Here is a 22,186-nt window from a genome sequence, read left to right as displayed (position 1 = left end):
GTCAGCCGGCCGTCAGGCGGGCTGACGGACGGATCCATATCCTACGCAATAACGCACATCTTCTTTCATCCGGACTATGACCGTCGGCTCTGGCATCTGACCAGATCTGCTGACCCTGCTTTCGGGAGAAAACAGGCGCTCGCGGGCTCGACCGTTGCCGGTCCTACCGCCGGTGGGGAATTCCACCCCGCCCCGAAGACGTATTTGTGTTGCCTGGGAATCAGGCGAGGAAATTGTAGCAGCATCGTGGGGATGCTGCCGGGCAGGGCTTAGTTGTTCAGGCCGCCTGCAGCCTGGTCGTCGCGGCGCTGGATGAACTCGATCTTGTAGCCGTCCGGATCGGTGACGAAGGCGATCACGGTGGTGCCGCCCTTGACCGGGCCCGGCTCGCGCGTGATGTTGCCGCCGGCGGCGCGCACGGCCTCGCAGGTGGCGTAGATGTCTTCGGCCGAGATCGCGATGTGGCCATAGGCCGTGCCCATGTCGTAGCTCTCGGTGCCGTAGTTGTAGGTCAGCTCGAGTTCGGCGTGCTCGGGGTTGCTGCCGTAGCCGAGGAAGGCGAGTTTATATTTGTATTCGGGATTGTCGCTGGTGCGCAGCAGTTTCATGCCGAGCACCTTGGTGTAGAAGTCGATCGAGCGGTCGAGGTTGCCGACGCGGAGCATGGTGTGCAGGAGGCGCATGGTTTTCTTTCTTGATGAATCGGAAAGCTGGAATTTTATGCGGTGGAGGGAAATCCTGCTGACTGTGGCTCGCACACGTGCGGTGAACGCGTGGGCGGGAAGACCCGCCCGGAGAAACCGTCATGAAGGCCATTGGCCTCCATGACCCTTACATCCTGACCGGACCTCAGTTTTCCAGGCGCGAAGTCAGGGTGATCTCGGCATTCAACAGCTTCGACACCGGGCAGTTTTCCTTGGCGGTGTTGGCGGCCTGGTCGAAGGCTTCCTGGCTGGCGCCGGGGATCTTCGCGACCAGGTCGAGATGGACAGCGGTAATGCTAAAACCTTCTCCCTGCTTTTCCATCGAGACGGTCGCCGTGGTGCGCAGTTCCTGCGCGGTCATGCCGGCCTTGCCCAGCTGGCCGGACAGGGCCATGGTGAAGCAGCCGGCGTGGGCCGCGCCGATGAGTTCTTCCGGGTTGGTTCCAGGGCTATCTTCGAAGCGGGTGTTGAAGCCATACGGCTGCTCTTTCAACGCACCGCTGCCGGTCGATACGGCGCCCTTGCCGTCTTTCAAACCGCCGCTCCATACGGCGCTGCCATTACGTTTGATGGTCATGGTTTCTTTCCTTGGTTGTTGTTGCCCGACGCGAGGCGCGCCGCATCGTGGTCGCGCATCGAGTCGTGGCGGTCGGGTTGCGGGTTGGCCTGGCCGGTGGCGCCGGCCTTCGGTTCGACGGCTTCGCTGATGCCCGGCGTGTTGCGCAGGTCGGTGTCGACCAGTCCCTGCTCCAGGTCTTCGGCGGCCTGCTTCATGATGCCGCGCGGTTCCTGGTCCTGGCCGTCGGGCGACTCGTCGCGTTCGTGGGGCTGGCGCTTGACGCCGTCGTTTTCGATCTTCGCATCGGTGTTGACGAAGCGATCTTTGGTTTCGATAACCATGGTGTTCTCCTCGGCTGACTCTTGTATGAATCCTAACGTGTCGCCTATATGCCAGTCGCGCAATTGGATGATGCTTTTTTGCAATTAAATCGATAACATGGCGGTTTCGACATCCTTGCCGGACGCCGCCGTGAAAAACGATCTTCTGCTGCCCCACACCGACATCCAGTGCCCGAACTGCGGCACGCTCATTGCCGGCAAGTTCTGTCAGGGCTGCAGCCAGCCGGCGCACCTGCACGTGCCGAGCGCGCGCGAGTTCATCCACGAATTCATCGCCCATTACGTGGCGCTGGAAGGAAAACTGTGGAAGTCGGTGGCGCTGCTGCTGTTCCGGCCAGGACGATTGACGCGCGATTACATCGAAGGCAAGCGCGTGCGCTATGTCGAGCCGCTGCGCTTGTACCTCAGCTTCAGCATTATCTTCTTTGCGGTCTTTAAATTTGGCGGGGTCCATCTGGGCAACACCGAACCGGATACCACTCCTCCACAACAGGTGGAAGCATCGGCCGCGCAGAAGGCGGGCAGAAACGACGCCACCGTGGCGGCGGCAGCGCGTGCGAGGGAGCAGGAAAGGGAAGAGCGGCGGCGCGCGCGCCCGAAGAATGAAAACGGGGACCTGATTACACTCGATGAAGGCGATGACGCCAAGGCCGAGAAACTCGCGGCATCGGTCCATCCGGCACTGGGCAAAAAGGTCGCGCACTTCTTCCAATTGCCGGAGAAGGAGCGCAAGGCCGCGCTGCTGCGCGCCCTGTCGAGTTACTCCCCGTATGCGATCTTCGCGCTGATGCCGGTCTTTGCCGCACTGCTCAAGCTGCTGTACCTCGGCTCGGGCCGGCGTTACGGCGAGCACCTGCTGTTCGCGCTGCACACGAATGCCTTTGCCTTCCTGGCGCTGAGCTTGTGGCTGCTGATCCCGGACTTTATTCCCCTCGTCGGGCTCGGGCTGTGGATATGGCTGGTGTTCTACCTGCCGACGGCCATGCGCAAGGTGTACGGGGGCGGGCGCCTGATCACCGCGCTGCGCTGGATCGTGCTGATGACCATGCACCTTTTCTGTATCGCTATGGCGATTGCCGCTGCCGCGGCACTGGCCGTGATCGCCTGATCTTGCGGTATCACAGCCCTCGCATCTATACTGTGCATCTGTACAGTATTTGATGCGCGGCCGGGTGGCAGCGGCTGGGATTATCGGTTAATCTCCCCCGTGTTCGCCCACCCATCGCCGAGAGACCTTATGCCCGTTACACCCGAATCGCAATCGATCATCGCGCTGGTGGTGCGGCAAAACACGGCCGGCATCGAAGAACCGGTGGCGAGCATCGTCGCCTTCCTGCAGCAGGCCGGGCACCGCGTCGTCTTCGAAGCCGATACGGCCGCGCACCTCGGCATGCCGGACGTCGAATCCATGACCGTCACCGAAATCGGCGAGCAAGTGCCGCTGGTCATCGTCATGGGCGGCGACGGCACCATGCTCGGCATCGCGCGCCAACTCGCCAAGTACGACGTCTCCCTCATCGGCATCAACCTCGGCCGCCTCGGTTTCATTACCGATATTCCCGTCGAGCGCATGCTGCCGGCCCTCGAAGAAATTTTGCAGGGTAAAGCGCGTGCCGAAAAGCGCACCCTGCTCGAAGGGCGCGTGATGCGTGCCGGCGAAATGATCTATTGCGGCGTGGCGGTGAACGACGTCGTCGTCGCGCGCGGCAGCGGCGCCGGCATGGCGGAATTGCGCGTCACCGTCGACGGCCACTTCATGTACAACCAGCGCTCGGACGGTTTGATCGTCTCGACGCCGACCGGCTCCACGGCCTACGCGCTGTCGGCCGGCGGCCCGCTGCTGCATCCGAGTTTGCAAGGCATCGTGCTGGTGCCGATCGCGCCGCACGCGCTGTCGAACCGCCCGATCGCCATCCCCGACACCAGCGAGATCGTGGTCGAGATCGTCAGCGGGCGCGACATCTCGGTGAACTTCGATATGCAAACTTTCGCCAGCCTGCAGCATGGCGACGAAATCCACATCTCGCGTTCGCCGAACACCATCACCTTCCTGCATCCGGAAGGCTGGAGCTACTACCACACGCTGCGCGAAAAGCTGCACTGGCACGAATACCCGTCGAATGACGGCAAGCTTAAATAATTCCAAATCCGGGAGACCCCTTTTTTCATGCTGCGCACACTGACCATCCGCGACTTCGTCATCGTCGACGCCATCGAACTCGAATTCGCCCGTGGCTTCTCGGTTTTCACCGGCGAGACCGGTGCCGGCAAATCGATCCTGATCGATGCGCTGCAGCTGGCCCTAGGCGGGCGCGGCGAAGCGAGCATGGTGCGCGAAGGCGCGGCGAAGGCCGACATCAGCGCCGACTTCGCGCTGACGGAAAGCGCGACCACCTGGCTCGAACAGAACGAATTTGCCGTGGAAGAGGGCGGGGCCCTGCTGCGCCGCGTGATCGACAACGCCGGCCGTTCGAAAGCCTATATCAACGGCATCGCCGCCACCGCCGGCCAGCTGCGCGAACTGGGCGAAATGCTGGTCGACATCCACGGCCAGCACGCGCACCAGTCGCTGCTGAAATCGGACGCCCAGCGCGCGCTGCTCGATAATCAAATCGCCGTGCGCGACGCGGCAGCCGCTGCTGAAGCACAGGAAGTCGCCGTCGCCTGGCGCGCCTGGCGTGCGCTCTCGCGCCAGCGCGAGGAATACGAGACGAATGCGAAAAACGTGCTGATCGAGCGCGAGCGCCTCGAATGGCAAGTAAGCGAGCTCGATAAACTCGCACCGAAAGCGGGCGAGTGGCTTGAAATCACCAACGAACACAGCCGCCTGTCGCACGCCGCCAGCCTGATCGAAGGCGCACAGGAAGCGCTGGCCGCGATTTCCGAATCGGATCACCCGATCCTGTCGCAGCTGTCTTCGCTGAACACCAAGCTCGGCAAGCTGGTCGACGTCGACGCCGAACTGCAAACCGTCCTCGACTGCATGGAACCAGCCCGCATCCAGCTGCAGGAAGCGGTGTACGCGCTGAACAGCTACATCGACAAGGTCGAGCTCGACCCGGCCCGCCTGCGCGAAGTCGACGCGCGCATGGACGCGCTGCATAGCGCTTCGCGCAAATACCACGTCACGCCGGAAGAACTGCACGAAGAACACGCAACCCTCGCCGCCAAGCTGCGCCAGCTGGCCGACGCCAGCGACATGGAAGGTCTCAAACGCCAGGAATCCAAGGCCGAAGCGGCCTACCGCAAAGTCGCCGAGCGTTTGTCTACGCGGCGCATGCATGCCGCCCGTACGCTGAGCGAGCAGGTGACGAACGCGATGCAGGAACTGAGCATGGGCGGCGGCCGTTTCGAGGTCGCCTTGAATCCGGGCGAGCCGGGTGCGCACGGCCTCGAAGTCGTCGAATTCCTGGTCGCCGGCCACGCCGGCGTCGTCCCGCGTCCGCTGGCCAAGGTCGCATCCGGCGGAGAATTGGCGCGGATCTCGCTGGCGATTTCCGTCATCACCTCGAACGCCACCACCACGCCGACCCTGATCTTCGACGAGGTCGACAGCGGCATCGGCGGCGGCGTCGCCGAAGTGGTGGGGCGCCTGTTGAAACGCCTCGGCCAGGAACGGCAAGTGCTGTGCGTGACCCACTTGCCGCAGGTGGCGAGCCAGGCTAACCAGCACTTTCAGGTGGCCAAAGGGACGACCGGCGAAGGCCGTACCGTCTCGCGTATCGAGGTCCTTAACAACCGGGCACGCGTGGAAGAAGTGGCGCGCATGCTGGGCGGGATCGAGATTACGGAGACGACGCGCAAGCATGCGCGGGAATTGCTGGCGTCCTGATCTTTGTAGGGTGGGCACTCCGTGCCCACGCGGCTCGTCGTATCCAGAATCGTTGGCTCATCAATAGCGTCCCGCCAATGTCAAACCTATCCGTAAACAGTGATCAGCAAGCGCGCAATGAACAGAGATGCCATCGAGCGCAGCCTGCTGGATATTGATGGCTCGTGTAGAGACATCAATTTTTCCAAAGATATCTCGACGGTGGGCGCAGCCTCACTTTTTGAAGCCATTGCTGCTCGTTGGAAGTTAGTCCAAGCGTCAGATGCTGAGGGAGTAGTAGTGCAAGCAAGGGACGCCGTGGCATTGTTCACCAAGCACAAAGGTGCGCTCTCGACCGTATGGCAAGGCGAATTAAGTCCTCGTCACCTGCAGGCCTATTTCTTCTGGGAGGAACCTGACCGCGTATTTTGTGAACTGACTTTCTTCCCGGCCGACCTGGATGCAGGACGATTTACAGTGCAGGGTTTTCTCGAATTGTTGGCAGTGTTTGCCAGCGCAGCCCGATCATTCGAATACTACGTACGCTATGAGGATGCGTCCTGGTGTCATGCGGATAGAAGCGCGAAGTCCAGTGTGATTTTTTCGCATGAGAACATCGCGCTTCTGCATGTCCCAAGCTTTAAGTAAGAAGGCGATACCGCATATATCCGAACTCAGATCGACTTGTTTGAGGAAGGACGAACTACGGGATGCCCTCTCGCACGGTAATGTTCGGAAACCATGCGGAACCGCTCTGCCAGAGACTTGGCGAACTCCGGCATGGCCCGAATCTGGACCACCTCTTCCGGAGTGAGGCGGATGCTGACCTCGTATAGCCCACGCAGCCAGCTACATAAGTCAGCACCCAGTCGGCACCGTGGCTGAAAACGACGAAGTTCATGCTTGCCCTGCGAGCACTTCAGTTTTCATCGGCACTCCTTGCGCTACCTATTCAGTGACTGTTCAGGCAGGTAGCCCGATCGCACGACCGAGATTCATCCGCGCCCGCTTCTCCAGCCGTGCATGCAATTCGGCCGTTCCGTAAATCGCAGGCCGTTCCAGGAAACGCGCCAGCAGCTCGCCGCGCTTTTGCCGGTACAGCTCAAAAGGCACGGTGGCGTATTCGGCGCGCACTTGCTCTTCGTACTCCGCAAACCGCGTCGGCTCCGCGCCCAAGATCGCCAGGTCGACATCGATCACCAGGCGAGCGTCGCCTCCCTCTCCCTGATGGTGCGCCGTCGCCATGATCAGCGCCTGCGTGCGTGCAATCACTTCTTGATCGGCGCCGGCGGCGTACAGTGCTTCGCCCGCCCAGGCCGCGCTGCGTGCTTCGTTGTCATGTGCCAGTGGAATGTAAACAGCGTCGTGGAACCAGAGTGCGAGTGCCGCTTCGCCGGGATGCCGGGCCAGGTGCGCGACCTGGCCGAAGAGGTCCAGGCATTCCGCCAGATGCTGGAGCGTATGATAGTGGCGCTGCGGTTCCGCGTAGCTGGTCAGCAGCCGATCGAGCAAGTCGAGGTCTCCAGTCAGCCCGAGGCTGGTCCAGTCGCGTATCCAGCGTTGCTTGAAATCGATCATGGCGTTCACGATAACAGATCCGTCGTGTTTCCTGCCGAGCGGAACTGGTGTCCGGGATCACTCTACCGGGCGCTCCACCATTTACGCATCTGCCAGAATCGTCTTCCAACCAAAACAAAGGAGGTTCGCATGAGCATCGACAAAGTCCTGTACCGCGCCAAGGCCACTTCGCAGGGCGGACGCGAGGGAACATCGCGCAGCGACAACGGCGTGCTGGACGTCAAATTGACGACGCCGAAAGAACTCGGCGGCAACGGCGCGACCGGCACCAACCCCGAGCAACTGTTTGCGGCCGGCTATTCGGCCTGCTTCCTGGGCGCGCTGAAATTCGTCGCCGGCCAGGCGAAAGTGAAACTGCCGGAAGAGCTGACCGTCACCGGCGAAGTCGGCATCGGCCAGATTCCGACCGGCTTCGGCATCGAAGCCGACCTGACCATCCACGGTCCGGGCATGGACCAGCAGCAGCTGCAGGAACTGGTCGACAAGGCCCACATCGTCTGCCCGTATTCGAATGCGACGCGCAACAACATCGACGTGCGTTTGAAGGTCACGACCTGAGCTGACTAAGTGCCGGCGTCGCGTGGTGCAGGCGCGACGCCGACATTGCCGAACGGCTGGGCTATCGCACCGATCGAAAATATCGATTCGAAGCGCCTAAGCGCCCCACATATAATGGAGGCCCCTTAGCCTCCTATTCGCTCATGCCCTTCAGAAAAGAACCTGCCCACACCCACGGCGCGATTGCGCGCAGCGCGATTGTCCTCGTCAACCTCGGCACGCCTGATGCGCCGACGCGATCGGCGGTCAAGCGCTACCTCAAGCAATTCCTGTCCGATCCGCGCGTGGTGGAAATCCCGCGCCTGGTGTGGTGGTTCATCCTGAACCTGATCATCCTGCCGTTCCGGTCTGGTGCCTCGGCCAAGAAATACCAGACGATCTGGACGCGCGAAGGTTCGCCCCTGAAAGTGCATACGCAAAAACAGGCGAACCTGCTGGCCGAGGCGCTGGAAGAGCGTGGCCACGAAGGCGTGCAGGTGCGCATGGCCATGCGCTACGGCTCGCCCTCGCTGGCGGAAGTGCTGGACGAACTGAAGGCGGAGAATTGCGACCGCATCGCCGTGCTTCCCGCCTATCCGCAGTATTCGGGCACGACCACCGGCTCGATCTGGGATGCCGTTTTCGCTCACTACAAGGACATCCGCAACGTGCCCGAGCTGCGCCTGGTCAAGCACTACCACGACCACGACGGCTACATCGACGCGCTGCACGACACGGTGCTGGCGCACTGGGACACCCACGGCCGCGGCCAGAAGCTGGTGATGAGTTTTCATGGCGTGCCGAAGCGCACGCTGCTGCTGGGCGACCCATACTATTGCGAATGCCAGAAGACGGCGCGCCTGCTGGCGAGCCGCCTGCGCCTGACGCCGGACGAGTACGTCGTCACTTTCCAGTCACGCTTTGGCAAGGCCGAGTGGCTGCAGCCGTACACGGCGCCCACCGTCGCCGAACTGGCGCGCCAGGGCGTGGGGCGCGTGGACGTGATCTGCCCGGGCTTCACCAGCGACTGCCTGGAGACGCTGGAAGAGATCTCGATGGAAGTGAAGCACGATTTCGAGGCGGCGGGCGGCAAGGAATTTCATTACATTCCGTGCCTGAACGAGTCGCCGACCTGGATCGTGGGCATGGCGGAGATTGCCGAGCAGCATCTGATCGGGTGGCCGACCATGATGAGTCCGTCGCAGCGGGAGGCGGAGCGGCGTGATGCGGAGTTGGGGCGCGAGCATGCGCTGCGGCTGGGGGCCTGATACCCGATTATCGGTACGGGCGCGTCAAATCAAGTTTTAACTATCACCACTGGGCGGGAAACCCGCCCAGCCTACCGGGAAACCCGCCCAGCCTACCGGGAAACACGCCCAGCCTACGAGGGACCGCGGGGGCACCGAGGCCCAGCCTGCCGGTCGGCGTAGCCGACCTGTTAAAATGGCATGTTTTGACGGCGTGCTCTACACCCCGGCGTAGCAGATGCACGCCACTGCAAGCGCGGTGTAGACCACGACGGCGCTGCTGATCAATCGCAATTTCATGATGGCTCCCTTGGCCCTGGTTCTTGTTCTTCGCATGCTCTGATGCGTTGCAAGAATGGTAGAGCGTCCGGCCCGGGGAAGGCTTACCTCATCGGTAAATCTTGTAACAATTGTTATCAGGATTTCTGCTGACGGCCTTGCAATACCCCTTGAATTTGTAGGAGATCGCCCCATATGCGGCGCTGTACGACAAGCAGTACTCGTCCAATTATTCAGCCAAGTATTTGATTTCAGGAGTGTTTTCGATGCAAGATCAAGAAAATCCAGAGGTGATTCCCCAGCCGGAGGGCGACGCCGCTCCCGCTGCTCAAGCCGCCGCAGAGCCAGGCCTCGAAGAACAGCTGAGCGCGACCGAAGCCAAGCTGGCTGAAATGCACGACGCTTTCATGCGTGCCAAGGCCGACGCCGAGAACATCCGCCGCCGCGCCCAGGAAGACGTCAGTAAAGCCCACAAATTCGCGATCGAGAGCTTTGCCGAGGCCATGGTGCCGGTGCGCGACAGTCTCGAGATGGCGCTGAAGGTCGAAGCGCCGACGGTCGAATCGATCAAGGAAGGCGTCGAGATGACCCTCAAGCAGCTCACCGCCGCGTTCGAAAAGAACCGCCTGGTCGAAGTGATGCCGCAACAGGGCGACAAGCTCGATCCGAACAAGCACCAGGCCGTGGCCGTCGTGCCGGCCGACCAGGAAGCCAATACCGTGGTCAGCGTGCTGCAAAAGGGTTACATGATTGCCGACCGCCTGCTGCGCCCGGCCATCGTGACCGCAGCGGCACCAAAATAAGAAAAATTCAGTGTGCTTGACGGCAATGACCCTTGAAAGCACGTAGTTTTTCCCAATATTTAAAACATCTAAAACTTACGCATTAAAGGATAACAATCATGGGCAGAATCATCGGTATTGACCTGGGCACCACCAACTCGTGCGTCGCGATCATGGAAAATGGCCAGCCTAAGGTCATCGAAAACGCGGAAGGCGCGCGTACCACCCCGTCGATCATCGCTTACCAGGAAGATGGCGAGATCCTCGTTGGCGCCCCGGCGAAACGCCAGGCCGTCACCAATCCAAAAAACACCCTGTTCGCCGTCAAGCGCCTGATCGGCCGCAAGTTCGACGAAAAGGAAGTCCAGAAAGACATCTCGCTGATGCCGTACGCGATCACCAAAGCCGACAACGGCGATGCGTGGGTCGGCGTGCGCGACAAGAAGCTGGCTCCGCCGCAGATCTCGGCTGAAGTCCTGCGCAAGATGAAGAAGACCGCCGAAGACTACCTCGGCGAAGAAGTGACCGAAGCCGTCATCACGGTGCCGGCCTACTTCAACGACTCGCAGCGCCAGGCAACCAAGGATGCCGGCCGTATCGCGGGCCTGGACGTCAAGCGCATCATCAACGAGCCGACCGCGGCCGCACTGGCTTTCGGCCTGGACAAGACCGACAAGGGCGACCGCAAGATCGCTGTGTATGACCTCGGCGGCGGCACCTTCGACGTCTCGATCATCGAGATCGCGGATGTGGACGGCGAGAAGCAGTTCGAAGTGCTGTCGACCAACGGCGACACCTTCCTTGGCGGCGAAGACTTCGACCAGCGCATCATCGACTACATCATCGACGAATTCCGCAAGATCAACGGCCTCGACCTGTCGAAAGACGCGATCGCCCTGCAGCGCATCAAGGCATCGGCCGAGCGCGCGAAGATCGAACTGTCGTCGTCGCAGCAGACCGAGATCAACGAGCCCTACATCGCCATGGCGAACGGCGCGCCGGTCCACCTGAACCTGAAGATCACCCGCGCCAAGCTGGAGTCGCTGGTCGAAGAACTGATCGCCAAGACCATCGAGCCATGCCGCACCGCTATCAAGGATGCGGGCGTCAAGGTTTCGGACATCGACGACATCATCCTGGTCGGCGGCATGACCCGCATGCCGAAGGTGCAGGAAAAAGTGAAGGAGTTCTTCGGCAAGGATCCACGCAAGGACGTGAACCCGGACGAAGCCGTCGCCGTCGGCGCCGCGATCCAGGGTTCGGTCCTGTCGGGCGAGCGCAAGGACTTGCTGCTGCTGGACGTGACCCCGCTGTCGCTGGGTATCGAAACCCTGGGCGGCGTGATGACCAAGATGATTCACAAGAACACCACGATTCCGACCAAGTTCTCGCAGGTGTTCTCGACCGCCGACGACAACCAGCCGGCAGTGACCATCAAGGTGTACCAGGGCGAGCGTGAAATCGCGGCCGGCAACAAGGGTCTGGGCGAATTCAATCTCGAGGGCATCCCGCCGGCACCACGCGGCACCCCGCAGATCGAAGTGACCTTCGACATCGACGCCAACGGCATCCTGCACGTCGGCGCGAAGGACAAGGCCACCGGCAAGGAAAACAAGATCACCATCAAGGCGAACTCGGGCCTGACCGAGGACGAAATCCAGAAGATGGTGAAGGACGCCGAGCTGAACGCCGAAGAAGACAAGAAGGTCAAGGAACTGGCCGAGTCGCGCAACCAGGCCGACGCGCTGGTCCACTCGACCCGCAAGTCGCTGACCGAATACGGCGACAAGCTGGAAGCGGGCGAGAAGGAAAAGATCGAAGCCGCCATCAACGACCTGGAAGGCGCGATCAAGTCGGGCGACAAGGCCGACATCGACAACAAGACGGCCGCCCTGTCGACCGCTGCGCAAAAGCTGGGCGAGAAGATGTACGCCGACATGCAGGCACAGCAGGCAGGTGGCGCGGGTGCCGAAGGCCAGCAGGCTGGCGGTGCGGATTCGTCGGCCCAGGCTGACGACGTCGTCGATGCCGATTTTAAAGAAGTCAAAGACGCGAAGTAATTTAATAGCGCGTGTAACGGCCGAGCCGATGAATCCCAAAAAGGTTCGCGGCTCGGTTTTTTTGCTCATACAGATGTGTTAAGTAAATAACAGCAAGGTGCCAAATGGCAAAGCGTGATTTTTACGAGATCCTTGGGGTCGCAAAAGGTGCTTCGGAAGAAGAGATCAAGAAGTCCTATCGCAAGCTGGCGATGAAGTACCATCCGGATCGCAACCCTGACAACAAGGAAGCGGAGGAGAAGTTCAAGGAGGTCAAAGAGGCCTACGAGATGCTGACCAATCCGGAGAAGCGCGAGGCCTATGACCGTTACGGTCACGCCGGCGTCGACCCGAACATGGGCGGCGGAGGCGGCTTCGGTGCCGGCGGTTTCGGCGATGCCTTCGGTGATATCTTCGGCGACATCTTCGGCGGCGGCCGTGGCGGGCGCGGCGGCGGTGGCCCCCAGGTCTACCGCGGCGCCGACCTGCGCTACAACCTCGAGATCACGCTGGAACAGGCGGCCAACGGCTTCGACACGACCATCCGCGTGCCGAGCTGGGACAAGTGCGACACCTGCCACGGCAGCGGCGCCAAGCCGGGCACGCAGCCCGTCACCTGCACCACCTGCGCCGGCCACGGCCAGGTGCGCATGCAGCAGGGTTTCTTCAGCATCCAGCAGACCTGCCCGAAGTGCCACGGCAGCGGCAAGATGATTCCGGAACCGTGCCCATCGTGCTCGGGCGCCGGCCGCATCAAGCGCAACAAGACGCTGGAAGTCAAGATTCCGGCCGGTATCGACAACGGCATGCGCATCCGCTCGACCGGCAACGGCGAGCCGGGCACGAACGGCGGTCCGTCGGGAGATTTGTACGTCGAGATCCACATCAAGCCGCACAGCGTGTTCCAGCGCGAAGGCGACGATTTACACTGCGAAATGCCGATCTCGTTCTCGAAAGCGGCCCTGGGTGGCGAGATCGAAGTGCCGACCTTGACCGGCAAGGTCTCGTTCACGGTGCCGGAAGGTACGCAGACCGGCAAGACTTTCCGTCTCAAAGGTAAAGGCATCAAGGGCGTGCGTTCCGGTTATGCGGGCGACCTGTTCTGCCACATGATCGTCGAGACCCCGGTGAAACTGACGGAAAAGCAGAAGGATCTGCTGCGCGAGTTCGATCGTCTCACCAACGAAGGTGGCGCCAAGCACAGCCCGCAAAGCAAGGGCTGGATGGACAAGGTCAAGGATTTCTTCGAGTAAGTCCTCCTATCGAAACCGCCGGGCGGCGCCAGCCTCCGGCGGTTTTTTCATGTCTGTACCTAGCCAGTCAAAACGCAGTGTTGCGTTTACAATACTGGATTCTCACCAAACTTCACGGAATGGCGCCCGACGCGCTTTCCTTCAGCAGGAGAATTTGAATGGCGAAAACACCGACCGGCCTGACGGCTGTCGATCTCTTCGAGCGCAACCGTAAATGGGCCGCATCGATGGTCGAAGAAGACCCGGGCTTTTTCAAGGACCTGGCCTCGCAGCAGGCGCCGGAATACCTGTGGATCGGCTGCTCGGACAGCCGCGTGCCGGCCAACGAACTGCTCGGCATGGCGCCGGGCGAACTGTTCGTGCACCGGAACATCGCCAACGTGGTCGTGCACTCGGACCTGAACTGCCTCTCCGTGCTGCAGTTCGCGGTCGACGTCCTGAAGGTCAAGCACATCATCATCTGCGGCCACTACGGCTGCGGCGGCGTGCATGCGGCGCTCACCAATACCCGCGTCGGCCTGGCCGACAACTGGCTCGGCCACGTGCGCGACGTGCGCGAAAAGCACGGCAAATACCTCGGCAACGTGGCCGGCGTGTCGGCCACCAACCGCCTGGTCGAACTGAACGTGGCCGAGCAGGTCATCAATGTCGCCCACACGACGATCGTGCGCGACGCCTGGGAGCGCGGCCAGCCGTTGACCATCCACAGCTGGGTCTACGGCGTGCACGACGGCCTGCTGCGCGACCTCGGCATCACCGTCAGCAGTTTCGAAGAGATCGCCCCGAAGCTCGAGGTGGTGCTGGACGGCTACCGCGACCGCGGCGAGGAACTGTGAGCTCCGAAGCAGGGCAGGGCGACCTGGCCCGGCTGCGCGAGCTGGTGCGCACTTTTGTGGACGAGCGCGACTGGGATCAGTTCCATACACCGAAGAATCTGTCCTCGGCCTTATCGGTCGAGGCAGCCGAGCTGCTGGAACATTTCCAGTGGCTGCAGCATGGGCGCATCGACGAGCTCGGTGACGACAAGCTGGTGCAAGTGCGCCACGAGATGGCTGATGTCCTGGTTTATCTCGTGCGCCTGGCTGACAAGCTCGACGTCGACCTGATGGCGGCGGTCGAGGAAAAGATGGTCCTCAACCGCGCCAAGTATCCCGCCGACAAAGTGCGCGGCGACGCGCGCAAATATTACGAGTACAAGGACGTTTGATTTATCGCTTCGCCGAACAATGCCCATGACGCTGGTGTACCGTAGGGTGGGCACCCCGTGCCCACGCGTTACGCACCTGTCATTTGCGTTGGCCGCGATTATTAACGTACTCGTACCGCGTGGGCACAGAGTGCCCACCCTACAACTACACACCCATCAAAACGCCACAATCCTGCTCCACGCGCTACTGCACTGGTGAGCCGCATCGAAAGTAGTCAAAGCTTTTACTCCTCCGCCCGACGCCACATCCAGCCCCAAAACCCGATTGTCCGTCGTGGTAAACGCCGGCCACTCTGCCGGCACGCTGCCCCCGCTGTTCGGATTCCCCGTCTTCGCAAAATTGCTCCAGTAGCGCGTCATCGCCGCCTGCAGCGCGCGCCGTTCCTCGTTGCCGAGGTCGCCCAGGTTGTACAGGTACTGCAGGTCATACGAGTGCGCCGCGCCCTGAGGGAAGCTCAGGTAGTACTTGCCATTGGCCACACCGACCGTCGGCAAGGCTGTCTGGTCGCGGAACTCGTACATGTACACCGGCGAACCCTGCGCGGCGATGCGCTGCGAGGTGCGCAGGGCCGGGCAGGAGAAGCCGAGATCGGTCGCCAGCGCGGAGGCCGCCAGGCTCGGCTGGGTGGCCGGATTGCTGCCGTAATTCGACAGCGGATAGAAGTTCGCGATGACCACGTTGACGTCGATGCCGGTGCCCGCGGTCAGGCCGGCAATCGTCGGCGCATAGCCGGCAGCGGGCAGCGAGAAGCTGGTGTTGGCCGGATCGAAGTTCGATGCCGCGGCACGGCGCCCGGCTTCGTTGATGGCGATGTACAGCGCGTACTCGTCCTCGTTGGTGCCGTTCACAGTCGGCACCTTGATGTTCTCGCCGGCGGCGAAGGTCGCCTTGACCGACTTCGGCAGCACCTTGCCGTCCACCGAGGGCACCATGATCGGAAGCGCCGTGCTGATCGCATTCGCGAGATAAGTGCGGATTACGGGCTCGGGCAGGCTGCGCAGGCAGGCGGCCGTGACGGCGCCCGGAGCGCAATTGATGCCGGTGACGCCGGCAGCCGTCGCGGCATTGATCGCCGTGTCGACGATGGACTGGCTGACTGCCCCCATTTGCGCTGCGCTCAATTGACGGTCGTTGCCGTAGTTGCCGCTCTGGATCATCGCCTTGTTAAACAGGCCCTTTGAACCGGGAGAAGCCAGGTGCGTCATGACGCTGAAACCGCCGGCCGACTCGCCGAACACGGTGACGTTGTTCTTGTCGCCCGCGAACTGGACGATATTGTCCTGTACCCATTTCAAGGCAGCCTGCTGGTCCATGATGCCGTAGTTGCCGGCGGCGCCGTCCTGCGCCAGCGTCGGGTGCGCAAGGAAGCCCATGGCGCCCAGGCGATAGGCCACGTTCACCACGATCACGCCCTTGGTGACGAGGGGCGAGGGATCGGCATACACCGAGGCGCCGCCAGTATTGAAGGCGCCGCCATGCAGGTTGACCATGACCGGGAAGGGACCGAGTCCGGTCGGCGCGTGCACGTCGAGGTAGAGGCAGTCTTCGCTGTCGCCGGACAGGCGGAAGGGGCTGGCGCTGGTTTGCAGGCAGGGCGCCGCCGATTTCGTCGCGGCCAGCGTCGTCGTCCACGGCTGGGCCGGCGCCGGCGCTTGCCAGCGCCGCTCGCCGACGGGAGGCGCCGCGAAGGGAATCGCGAAATAGCTGCGCATGCCGAGGCGGTCGACGGCGCGGACTTCGCCGCCGGCGGTGCGCACGACATCCATCGCGACGCGCGAGGGCGGCGCCGTGTCCTTGTCGCTGCCGCCGCATGCGGCAAGCAGCACGGCGACGCTCGACGCGAGCAGGGGTGTAAGGGAACGGGGGCGAAGCGGCGCTTTCTTGTTCACTGCGTGTCTCCTGGTTCGTTGGCTGTTCGTGGCGCGACTGGTCAATTGATCGCGATCAATTGATCATAGCGGCTTATTGAACAGCGCGGAGCGAGAGAGGGCGCCTAAAGGGCTGCGCCATGCAGCGTGAATAAGAAAGCGGGAATCAGCGATGGTCGGGGCCGAGGACGCCGTCGGAACTGCCGATGCCGAGGATGTCCATCAGCTGCTCGAGCGCGCTGCGGAACTGCTTGCGCGCTTCACGGTCCTCGTCCTCGACCGCCTGCAGCGCGCGCTGAAACTGCTGCAGGACCCAGAACTTGGTCGGGTGCGCCGCCACGCCGTCGAGCAGCCGGTCGAGCAGCGCATCCAGCTGTGCGCCCGCGCCGGCAAGGCTCGCAAGACGCGGCTGCCCGCGATAGGCCCGTAACCTGTCGAGCACCCGCGGCACGATGAACAGCGGAGCGTCGACGACCGCCGCCAGCGGATCACGCGTCACACGCCTCCCATGCAGATGTATTTCACGACCAGGTAGTCGTCCATGCCGTAGATCGACCCCTCGCGCCCCAGGCCCGACTGCTTGACGCCCCCAAAAGGCGCAACCTCGGTCGAAATCAGGCCGGTGTTCACGCCCACCATCCCGGTCTCGATCTGCTCGGCCACGCGCCAGACGCGGCCGATGTCGCGCGAATAGAAATAGGAGGCCAGGCCGAACTCGGTATCGTTGGCCATGGCAATTACCTCGTCTTCGGTCTTGAAGCGGAAGAGCGGCGCCAGCGGTCCAAAGGTTTCTTCGCGCGCGACCGCCATATCCGCGCTGACGTCGGCCAGCACGGTTGGCTGGAAGTAGCTGTGGCCGAGTTCGTGGCGCTTGCCGCCCAGCAGCAGGCGCGCGCCCTTGCTCAACGCGTCGGCGATGTGCTGCTCGACTTTTACCACGGCCTTCTCTTCGATCAGCGGCCCCTGGTTGACGCCCGCCTCGACGCCGTTGCCGACCTTCAGCTTGCCTACGGCCGCGACCAGCTTCTGTGCGAATTCCTCGTAGACGCCGTCCTGCACGTAGATCCGGTTGGCGCAGACGCAGGTCTGGCCGGCATTGCGGTATTTGGAGGCAATCGCACCCTCGACGGCGGCGTCGATGTCGGCGTCGTCGAAGACGATGAAGGAGGCGTTGCCGCCCAGTTCCAGCGAGACTTTCTTGATCGTCGGCGCGCATTGCTCCATCAGCAGACGGCCGACGGCGGTCGATCCGGTGAAGCTGAGCTTGCGGACCGTCGGGTTGCTCGTCATTTCGCCGCCGATCGCTTTCGCATCGCCGATCACGACGCTGAACACGCCCTTGGGAACGCCGGCACGCTCGGCCAGCACGGCGAGGGCCAGCGCGGAGTACGGCGTCAATTCCGCAGGCTTCAGGACGATCGGACAGCCGGCGGCCAGCGCCGGTGCGACCTTACGGGTGATCATCGCAGCCGGAAAATTCCACGGCGTGATCGCTGCGCAGACGCCGATCGGCTCCTTGGTGACGACGATGCGGCGGTCCGGCCAGGGCGATTGGATCGTCTCGCCGGCGACCCGTTTCGCTTCCTCGCCGAACCACTCGAAGAAGGAGGCGGCGTAGGCCACTTCGCCCTTGGCCTCGGCCAATGGCTTGCCCTGTTCGGCCGTCATCAGGAGCGCCAGGTCGTCGGCGTTTTCCAGCATCAGGTCGTTCCACTTGCGCAGGATGAGGGCACGCTCGCGCGCCGTCTTCTTGCGCCAGGCCGGCCAGGCCGCGGCGGCCGCCTCGATCGCGCGCCGGGTTTCCTGCGCACCCATGTGCGGCACCGTGCCCAGCTTCTCGCCGGTCGCCGGATTGATCACGTCGACGGTGGCGGTCTCAATGGCATCGCACCACGCGCCGTCGATATAGGCTTGCTGGCGCAGCAGGGTCGGGTCTTTCAGAGTCAGCATGGGATCCTCGTTAGTATTCAGACACGTTCGATACCACATGGTAGACCTTTTTCGCCGCGTTTGCCCCGGGCGGGACGGCTCAGTTGCCGCGGTAGGTCGAGTAGCCGTAAGGGCTCAGCAGCAAGGGGATGTGGTAGTGCTGGGCCGTATCGTCGATCTTGAATTCGACCGGGATCTGCTCGAAGAAGGTCGGCTGGCGCAGGCGCGCATAGTGTTCGCCGGTGTTGAAGACGATCCGGTAGACGCCCTTGCTGATCGGCTTGCCGGCCGGGTAGAGCGCGCGCACGCGGCCCTGGGCATCGGTGACGGCATTGCCGAGGGCGCGCCAGGCCTGGCCGTCGCGCTGCTCGAGGCTCACGGCGACCCCGGCGGTCGGCTTGCCGCTCTGCAGGTCGAGGATGTGGACGCTGAGCGGGTTGTCCGCCGCGGCGGCTAGCAGGGAGGCGCTCGCCAGGGTGGCGCCGAGGAGGATGCGGGTGATGTTTTTCATTGTGGATTCCTTCGATAAAAAATTCAGTTGATGGATGGCCGTTCGAATGCGGCAAGCGTGGAGACTGCTGCCAATGCGCAGGCATGGTCGTTGCGCGCGCCACCGCCACCAGCCACGCCGATGGCGCCGACGACCTGGTCTTCCACACGCAGCGGCACGCCGCCGCCGAGCAGCAGGAGTTCGGGCAGGGAGGCCAGGTTGCGCGTGTCGGGCTCTGCGGCAGCATTGCGCGCCAGGTCGAGCGTTGCGCTGCGGGTCGATAAAGCCGTGTACGCCTTGCGGCGGCTGGCTTCGGTGTTATGCGGGCCGACGCCGTCGGCGCGCTGGACGACGACCAGGTTGCCGCCGCGGTCGACGACGGAGACGACGATGGCGCGGCCTTGCGCAGCGCAGGCGGCGATTGCGGCGCCAGCGAGGCGGTTGGCGGCATCGAGCGACAGGTCGGTGACCTGGGGCAGGGCGGCAAAGGCCGGCTGGGCGAGCAGGGCGGCGCACAGCGCCAGGGTGGGCTTGACCATGGAATTCCTTCGTTCGGTAACAGGGCTACTGTAGAGGCGCCTGCCCGACACGCGCGTGACGCGAAGATGACAATTCCGTCATGTTCGGGCGCGTGCGCGCAGCTTAGAATGCGTTCTCATGCACATCCTCATCATCGAAGACGAACCGAAGGCCGGCGACTACCTGCAGCGCGGCCTGCGCGAGTCCGGTTTTAAGGCCAGCCTCGCGCGCAACGGCCGCGACGGCCTGCACATCGCCGGCGAGGAAGAGGTGGACCTGGTCGTGCTCGACGTCATGTTGCCGCGTATGAACGGCTGGGAAGTGCTGGCCGCCTTGCGCGCGAATGTGGCGACGGCCAGGCTGCCGGTGCTGTTCCTGACCGCGCGCGACGAGGTGCAGGACCGCGTAAAAGGGCTCGAATTGGGCGCTGACGATTACCTGGTCAAACCCTTCGCCTTCGTCGAATTGGTGGCCCGCATCCGTACCTTGTTGCGGCGCGCCCCGGTGCGCGAGGACGACTTGCTGCGCGTGGGCGACATGGAGATCGACGTGATCGCCCGCAGCGTCAAACGCCAGGGCAAGGCGATCGCGCTGACGGCCCAGGAATTCAATTTGCTGCACCTGCTGGCGCGGCGCCAGGGGCAAGTGCTGTCGCGCTCCCTGATCGCATCGGCGGTGTGGGACATGAACTTCGACAGCGACACCAACGTCATCGACGCCGCGATCCGGCGCCTGCGCCGCAAGATCGACGATCCCTTCGACCTCAAGCTGATCCATACGCGGCGCGGCATGGGCTATGTCTGCGAAGCGCAGGCGGAGCCGTCCGCGTGAAGGGTTCACTGACCCTGCGTGTCAGTCTGGCGTTCGTGCTGATCGTGGCTGCCAGCGCGGCGGGACTGGGCCTCTACCTGTATCACGCCTTTACCGGAGAAATCCTGCGCCGCGACGAGATCGCGCTGCGCGGCAAGCTGCGCCAGGTTCAACAATTGCTCGGCACACAGGATGCGCAGGTCCTGCTGCACGAGCGCCCACAATATTTCCGCGACACGATGAGCGGACAGGAAAATGCGCTGGTACGCATCCTCGATGCCGACGGCCGCCTGCTGCTCGACATCAATCCGTTGGACGAGCGCTATCCGGTGCCTTCGCTCGCCGAGAGGGCGGAGCAGACGCCGGTCCTGACCTGGACCAGCCGCGCCGGCGCGCCTGCCCAGGTCGTCTCCGGCAGTGCCCGGCTGGGCGGGCAGCCAGTGCGTATCGTCGTGGCGCGGGTGTATGCCGACCGTACGGCCATGTTTGCGCGCTACCGCCACCAGATCGTGCTGGCCTGCGCGGCGGCGGCCCTGCTGGCGGGCCTGCTGGCTTCCCTGATGCTGGTGCGCGGTTTGCGGCCGCTACGTGCGATCGCGGCTCACGCCGCCCTGGTGCGCCCCGGACGGCTCGACAGCCAGCTCGACAGTGTCAGCGCGCCCAGCGAACTGCAGCCCCTGATTACTGCCCTGAATGCGATGCTGGCGCGCCTGCACGACGGCTATACGCGCCTGTCCGGTTTTTCCGCCGACCTGGCGCACGAATTCCGCACGCCGGTCAACAACCTGCTGGGCCAGACCCAGGTCGCGCTGGCGCAGCGGCGCAGCCCCGGCGAGTACGAGGAGTTGCTGGCCTCGAACGTGGAAGAACTCGAACGCCTGTCGCGCATGGTCGACAGCATGCTGTTCCTGGCGCGCGCGCAGCAGGAAGACGTGGTGCCGGTGCGCCAGCTGCTTGCGATCGAGGACGAGTTCGCCCGCATGGCGGAATTTTTTGAGGGCATGGCCGAAGAGCGCGAGCTCAGGCTGGCCTGCGCCGGCAGCGGCGTCGTGCAAGCCGATGCCCAGCTGCTGCGCCGGGCGCTGGCCAACCTGCTGTCGAACGCGATCCGCCACGCCGAGCCGGGCAGCATCGTGCGGCTGGAAACCGGCACACAGCCGGGCTGGACCGAATTGAAGGTGACGAATACGGGAGCGCCGATCGATCCGCGCGACTTGCCGCACCTGTTCGAGCGCTTCTACCGGGCCGATGCAGCGCGCGGCGCGGCGGGAGGATCGACCGGACTCGGCTTGTCGATCGTCGGCGCCATCATGGCCTTGCATGGCGGCCGTGCCGAAGTGCGCAGCACGGCCGCCACGACAAGCTTCGTACTTCTGTTTCCGGCTAACTAGCCAGTCAGCTGCGACGGCGCCGGCTTGCCATCAGGCCCAGCAGGCCGGCGCCCAGCGTCAGCAGCGTTGCCGGCTCCGGAACTTCGGCAGGCACGGCGAGCGGCGAGGTCTCGACCGTGATGTCGACCGAATTCAGCCAGGCGTCCTGGAGGGCGCAGCTGCCGAACCATCCGCGGTTGCAGCCCAGGCTGAAGGACACCGCGAGCTTGCCGTCGCTGAGCAGGTCCGGCGCCAGCTCATAGGTGTACGCCTTGCCGCCGGCGCTGATGTTGCTGATCGTGTCAACCAGCAAGCCGTCGGCTTTCACGGTCAGCACTTCCTGCGTCGTGGTCCAGGGCAGGTAGTCGATCGGATCGGAAACGAACAGCGACAGGCGGACCCAGTCGATCTTCGTGTTGCCCGGCTGCGCGTAAGTAAAGGTATGGGTGTACGGCGTGAAGGTGGTGACGTAGGTGCCGGGGATAAAAGTCGCGTGGGCGGCAGAGCTGAGGCCGAGGCTCAGGAAAGCGGCGGCAGCGAGTTTTTTCAGGACATTCATGAGATGTTTTATAAAGTATAAGAATATTTTACTTATAGCAATTAGCATGCCAAAAAGTAAATTTCCTCTACTTTCAAGCACTTGTGCCTACGCAGGCATGCGGCAGGCATCTGTTCTGTAAAACTTCCCGACAGTAACGCAACGCTCGCAACAGAACCGTGGCGCCCGTTCGTGTTGGCACCCTTCTTCAGTTAACGTTACCCTTTTGCCATGAAACCGCGAATTTGTTAGCAGATCCGCACGCTGTTTGCGCAGTAAAAGCACCGTGTTTGATCTGGATTAATGGCCTCTCGCGCTCGGACC

Annotated in this window: 23 protein-coding genes and 1 riboswitch; of the genes, 13 read left to right on the top strand and 10 right to left on the bottom strand. The window is 62.9% G+C overall.

Going from position 1 to position 22,186, the window contains the following annotated elements:
* Positions 1-53 precede the first annotated feature (53 nt).
* Positions 54-204, bottom strand: a riboswitch (FMN riboswitch).
* A gap of 65 nt (positions 205-269) precedes the next feature.
* The 3 genes from gloA to ACFPQ5_RS19700 form a co-directional block, all read right to left on the bottom strand.
* Positions 270-683 (bottom strand): lactoylglutathione lyase, encoded by a 414-nt coding sequence (gene gloA / locus ACFPQ5_RS19710; RefSeq protein ID WP_379759739.1) that lies wholly within the window; start codon positions 681-683, stop codon positions 270-272.
* A gap of 166 nt (positions 684-849) precedes the next feature.
* Positions 850-1,281 (bottom strand): OsmC family protein, encoded by a 432-nt coding sequence (locus ACFPQ5_RS19705; RefSeq protein WP_136221878.1) that lies wholly within the window; start codon positions 1,279-1,281, stop codon positions 850-852.
* A complete protein-coding gene (locus ACFPQ5_RS19700; RefSeq protein WP_379759735.1) occupies positions 1,278-1,604 on the bottom strand; it encodes a serine hydrolase family protein in 327 nt (108 codons plus the stop codon). The genes ACFPQ5_RS19705 and ACFPQ5_RS19700 overlap by 4 nt, the downstream gene beginning before the upstream one ends.
* Before the next feature lie 130 nt (positions 1,605-1,734).
* Between ACFPQ5_RS19700 and ACFPQ5_RS19695 the strand changes: the two genes are divergently transcribed.
* The 4 genes from ACFPQ5_RS19695 (at position 1,735) to ACFPQ5_RS19680 (ending at position 6,063) form a co-directional block, all read left to right on the top strand.
* The gene (locus tag ACFPQ5_RS19695; RefSeq protein WP_379759732.1) at positions 1,735-2,712 is read left to right on the top strand and encodes a DUF3667 domain-containing protein; all 978 of its coding nucleotides are present in this window, start codon (positions 1,735-1,737) and stop codon (positions 2,710-2,712) included.
* Positions 2,713-2,841: 129 nt separating this feature from the next.
* On the top strand, positions 2,842-3,744 hold the full coding sequence (locus ACFPQ5_RS19690; protein ID WP_379759729.1) for an NAD kinase: 903 nt from the start codon (positions 2,842-2,844) through the stop codon (positions 3,742-3,744).
* A gap of 27 nt (positions 3,745-3,771) precedes the next feature.
* Entirely contained in the window at positions 3,772-5,436 is a 1,665-nt protein-coding gene (gene recN, locus ACFPQ5_RS19685; protein ID WP_379759726.1) for a DNA repair protein RecN, read from the top strand.
* Positions 5,437-5,553: 117 nt separating this feature from the next.
* On the top strand, positions 5,554-6,063 hold the full coding sequence (locus ACFPQ5_RS19680) for a hypothetical protein (RefSeq protein WP_379759723.1): 510 nt from the start codon (positions 5,554-5,556) through the stop codon (positions 6,061-6,063).
* A 315-nt stretch (positions 6,064-6,378) separates the two neighbouring features.
* Here ACFPQ5_RS19680 and ACFPQ5_RS19675 read toward each other — a convergent pair whose 3' ends face one another.
* Entirely contained in the window at positions 6,379-6,993 is a 615-nt protein-coding gene (locus tag ACFPQ5_RS19675; RefSeq protein ID WP_379760171.1) for an HD domain-containing protein, read from the bottom strand.
* Positions 6,994-7,122: 129 nt separating this feature from the next.
* Here ACFPQ5_RS19675 and ACFPQ5_RS19670 point away from each other — a divergent pair, with 129 nt between their 5' ends.
* The 7 genes from ACFPQ5_RS19670 (at position 7,123) to ACFPQ5_RS19640 (ending at position 14,337) form a co-directional block, all read left to right on the top strand.
* Complete coding sequence (locus tag ACFPQ5_RS19670) at positions 7,123-7,551, top strand: organic hydroperoxide resistance protein (protein WP_379759720.1); 429 nt, start codon at positions 7,123-7,125, stop codon at positions 7,549-7,551.
* Between the two features lie 143 nt (positions 7,552-7,694).
* Positions 7,695-8,798, top strand: coding sequence for a ferrochelatase (hemH, locus tag ACFPQ5_RS19665; RefSeq protein ID WP_379759717.1), 1,104 nt, complete (start codon positions 7,695-7,697; stop codon positions 8,796-8,798).
* 524 nt (positions 8,799-9,322) lie between these two features.
* Positions 9,323-9,859, top strand: a complete 537-nt coding sequence (grpE, locus tag ACFPQ5_RS19660) for a nucleotide exchange factor GrpE (RefSeq protein ID WP_379759714.1) — start codon at positions 9,323-9,325, stop codon at positions 9,857-9,859.
* A gap of 98 nt (positions 9,860-9,957) precedes the next feature.
* Positions 9,958-11,898 (top strand): molecular chaperone DnaK, encoded by a 1,941-nt coding sequence (gene dnaK, locus ACFPQ5_RS19655; RefSeq protein ID WP_379759711.1) that lies wholly within the window; start codon positions 9,958-9,960, stop codon positions 11,896-11,898.
* Positions 11,899-12,002: 104 nt separating this feature from the next.
* The gene (gene dnaJ / locus ACFPQ5_RS19650) at positions 12,003-13,130 is read left to right on the top strand and encodes a molecular chaperone DnaJ (RefSeq protein WP_379759708.1); all 1,128 of its coding nucleotides are present in this window, start codon (positions 12,003-12,005) and stop codon (positions 13,128-13,130) included.
* 158 nt (positions 13,131-13,288) lie between these two features.
* On the top strand, positions 13,289-13,966 hold the full coding sequence (gene can, locus ACFPQ5_RS19645) for a carbonate dehydratase (RefSeq protein ID WP_379759705.1): 678 nt from the start codon (positions 13,289-13,291) through the stop codon (positions 13,964-13,966).
* Positions 13,963-14,337: a nucleotide pyrophosphohydrolase gene (locus ACFPQ5_RS19640; RefSeq protein WP_379759702.1), complete on the top strand. Its 375-nt coding sequence runs from the start codon at positions 13,963-13,965 to the stop codon at positions 14,335-14,337. Before can ends, ACFPQ5_RS19640 begins: the two co-directional genes overlap by 4 nt.
* 156 nt (positions 14,338-14,493) lie before the next feature.
* On the opposite strand, the gene ACFPQ5_RS19635 is transcribed toward ACFPQ5_RS19640, so the two are convergent.
* The 5 genes from ACFPQ5_RS19635 to ACFPQ5_RS19615 all read right to left on the bottom strand — a co-directional run bounded on the left by ACFPQ5_RS19635 (position 14,494) and on the right by ACFPQ5_RS19615 (position 19,164).
* Positions 14,494-16,227 carry a carboxylesterase/lipase family protein gene (locus tag ACFPQ5_RS19635; protein WP_379759699.1) on the bottom strand — a complete coding sequence of 578 codons (1,734 nt, stop codon included), beginning with the start codon at positions 16,225-16,227 and terminating at the stop codon, positions 14,494-14,496.
* Positions 16,228-16,372: 145 nt separating this feature from the next.
* Positions 16,373-16,705 (bottom strand): DUF4844 domain-containing protein, encoded by a 333-nt coding sequence (locus ACFPQ5_RS19630; RefSeq protein WP_379759696.1) that lies wholly within the window; start codon positions 16,703-16,705, stop codon positions 16,373-16,375.
* Positions 16,702-18,156: an NADP-dependent succinate-semialdehyde dehydrogenase gene (gene gabD, locus ACFPQ5_RS19625; RefSeq protein ID WP_379759693.1), complete on the bottom strand. Its 1,455-nt coding sequence runs from the start codon at positions 18,154-18,156 to the stop codon at positions 16,702-16,704. Before gabD ends, ACFPQ5_RS19630 begins: the two co-directional genes overlap by 4 nt.
* Positions 18,157-18,235: 79 nt before the next feature.
* Positions 18,236-18,646, bottom strand: a complete 411-nt coding sequence (gene uraH / locus ACFPQ5_RS19620; protein WP_379759690.1) for a hydroxyisourate hydrolase — start codon at positions 18,644-18,646, stop codon at positions 18,236-18,238.
* A 23-nt stretch (positions 18,647-18,669) separates the two neighbouring features.
* Entirely contained in the window at positions 18,670-19,164 is a 495-nt protein-coding gene (locus ACFPQ5_RS19615) for a GlcG/HbpS family heme-binding protein (RefSeq protein WP_379759687.1), read from the bottom strand.
* 118 nt (positions 19,165-19,282) lie between these two features.
* Between ACFPQ5_RS19615 and ACFPQ5_RS19610 the strand changes: the two genes are divergently transcribed.
* The gene (locus ACFPQ5_RS19610) at positions 19,283-19,975 is read left to right on the top strand and encodes a heavy metal response regulator transcription factor (RefSeq protein WP_379759684.1); all 693 of its coding nucleotides are present in this window, start codon (positions 19,283-19,285) and stop codon (positions 19,973-19,975) included.
* Complete coding sequence (locus ACFPQ5_RS19605; RefSeq protein ID WP_379759681.1) at positions 19,972-21,345, top strand: heavy metal sensor histidine kinase; 1,374 nt, start codon at positions 19,972-19,974, stop codon at positions 21,343-21,345. Before ACFPQ5_RS19610 ends, ACFPQ5_RS19605 begins: the two co-directional genes overlap by 4 nt.
* 4 nt (positions 21,346-21,349) lie before the next feature.
* On the opposite strand, the gene ACFPQ5_RS19600 is transcribed toward ACFPQ5_RS19605, so the two are convergent.
* Entirely contained in the window at positions 21,350-21,883 is a 534-nt protein-coding gene (locus ACFPQ5_RS19600) for a PEP-CTERM sorting domain-containing protein (protein WP_379759678.1), read from the bottom strand.
* Positions 21,884-22,186 lie beyond the last annotated feature (303 nt).

Origin of the sequence: Massilia suwonensis, assembly GCF_042655665.1 — a bacterium.
Taxonomy (GTDB): domain Bacteria; phylum Pseudomonadota; class Gammaproteobacteria; order Burkholderiales; family Burkholderiaceae_D; genus Telluria; species Telluria suwonensis.
This window is presented reverse-complemented; position numbering and strand designations above follow the sequence as displayed.

What these genes read in the sequence shown, in the direction of transcription:
- gloA (WP_379759739.1), bottom strand. Translation starts at nt 683, where the DNA reads ATGCGCCTCCTGCACACCATGCTCCGCGTCGGCAACCTCGACCGCTCG.
- ACFPQ5_RS19705 (WP_136221878.1), bottom strand. Translation starts at nt 1,281, where the DNA reads ATGACCATCAAACGTAATGGCAGCGCCGTATGGAGCGGCGGTTTGAAA.
- ACFPQ5_RS19700 (WP_379759735.1), bottom strand. Translation starts at nt 1,604, where the DNA reads ATGGTTATCGAAACCAAAGATCGCTTCGTCAACACCGATGCGAAGATC.
- ACFPQ5_RS19690 (WP_379759729.1), top strand. Translation starts at nt 2,842, where the DNA reads ATGCCCGTTACACCCGAATCGCAATCGATCATCGCGCTGGTGGTGCGG.
- recN (WP_379759726.1), top strand. Translation starts at nt 3,772, where the DNA reads ATGCTGCGCACACTGACCATCCGCGACTTCGTCATCGTCGACGCCATC.
- ACFPQ5_RS19680 (WP_379759723.1), top strand. Translation starts at nt 5,554, where the DNA reads ATGAACAGAGATGCCATCGAGCGCAGCCTGCTGGATATTGATGGCTCG.
- ACFPQ5_RS19675 (WP_379760171.1), bottom strand. Translation starts at nt 6,993, where the DNA reads ATGATCGATTTCAAGCAACGCTGGATACGCGACTGGACCAGCCTCGGG.
- ACFPQ5_RS19670 (WP_379759720.1), top strand. Translation starts at nt 7,123, where the DNA reads ATGAGCATCGACAAAGTCCTGTACCGCGCCAAGGCCACTTCGCAGGGC.
- hemH (WP_379759717.1), top strand. Translation starts at nt 7,695, where the DNA reads ATGCCCTTCAGAAAAGAACCTGCCCACACCCACGGCGCGATTGCGCGC.
- grpE (WP_379759714.1), top strand. Translation starts at nt 9,323, where the DNA reads ATGCAAGATCAAGAAAATCCAGAGGTGATTCCCCAGCCGGAGGGCGAC.
- dnaK (WP_379759711.1), top strand. Translation starts at nt 9,958, where the DNA reads ATGGGCAGAATCATCGGTATTGACCTGGGCACCACCAACTCGTGCGTC.
- dnaJ (WP_379759708.1), top strand. Translation starts at nt 12,003, where the DNA reads ATGGCAAAGCGTGATTTTTACGAGATCCTTGGGGTCGCAAAAGGTGCT.
- can (WP_379759705.1), top strand. Translation starts at nt 13,289, where the DNA reads ATGGCGAAAACACCGACCGGCCTGACGGCTGTCGATCTCTTCGAGCGC.
- gabD (WP_379759693.1), bottom strand. Translation starts at nt 18,156, where the DNA reads ATGCTGACTCTGAAAGACCCGACCCTGCTGCGCCAGCAAGCCTATATC.
- uraH (WP_379759690.1), bottom strand. Translation starts at nt 18,646, where the DNA reads ATGAAAAACATCACCCGCATCCTCCTCGGCGCCACCCTGGCGAGCGCC.
- ACFPQ5_RS19615 (WP_379759687.1), bottom strand. Translation starts at nt 19,164, where the DNA reads ATGGTCAAGCCCACCCTGGCGCTGTGCGCCGCCCTGCTCGCCCAGCCG.
- ACFPQ5_RS19610 (WP_379759684.1), top strand. Translation starts at nt 19,283, where the DNA reads ATGCACATCCTCATCATCGAAGACGAACCGAAGGCCGGCGACTACCTG.
- ACFPQ5_RS19600 (WP_379759678.1), bottom strand. Translation starts at nt 21,883, where the DNA reads ATGAATGTCCTGAAAAAACTCGCTGCCGCCGCTTTCCTGAGCCTCGGC.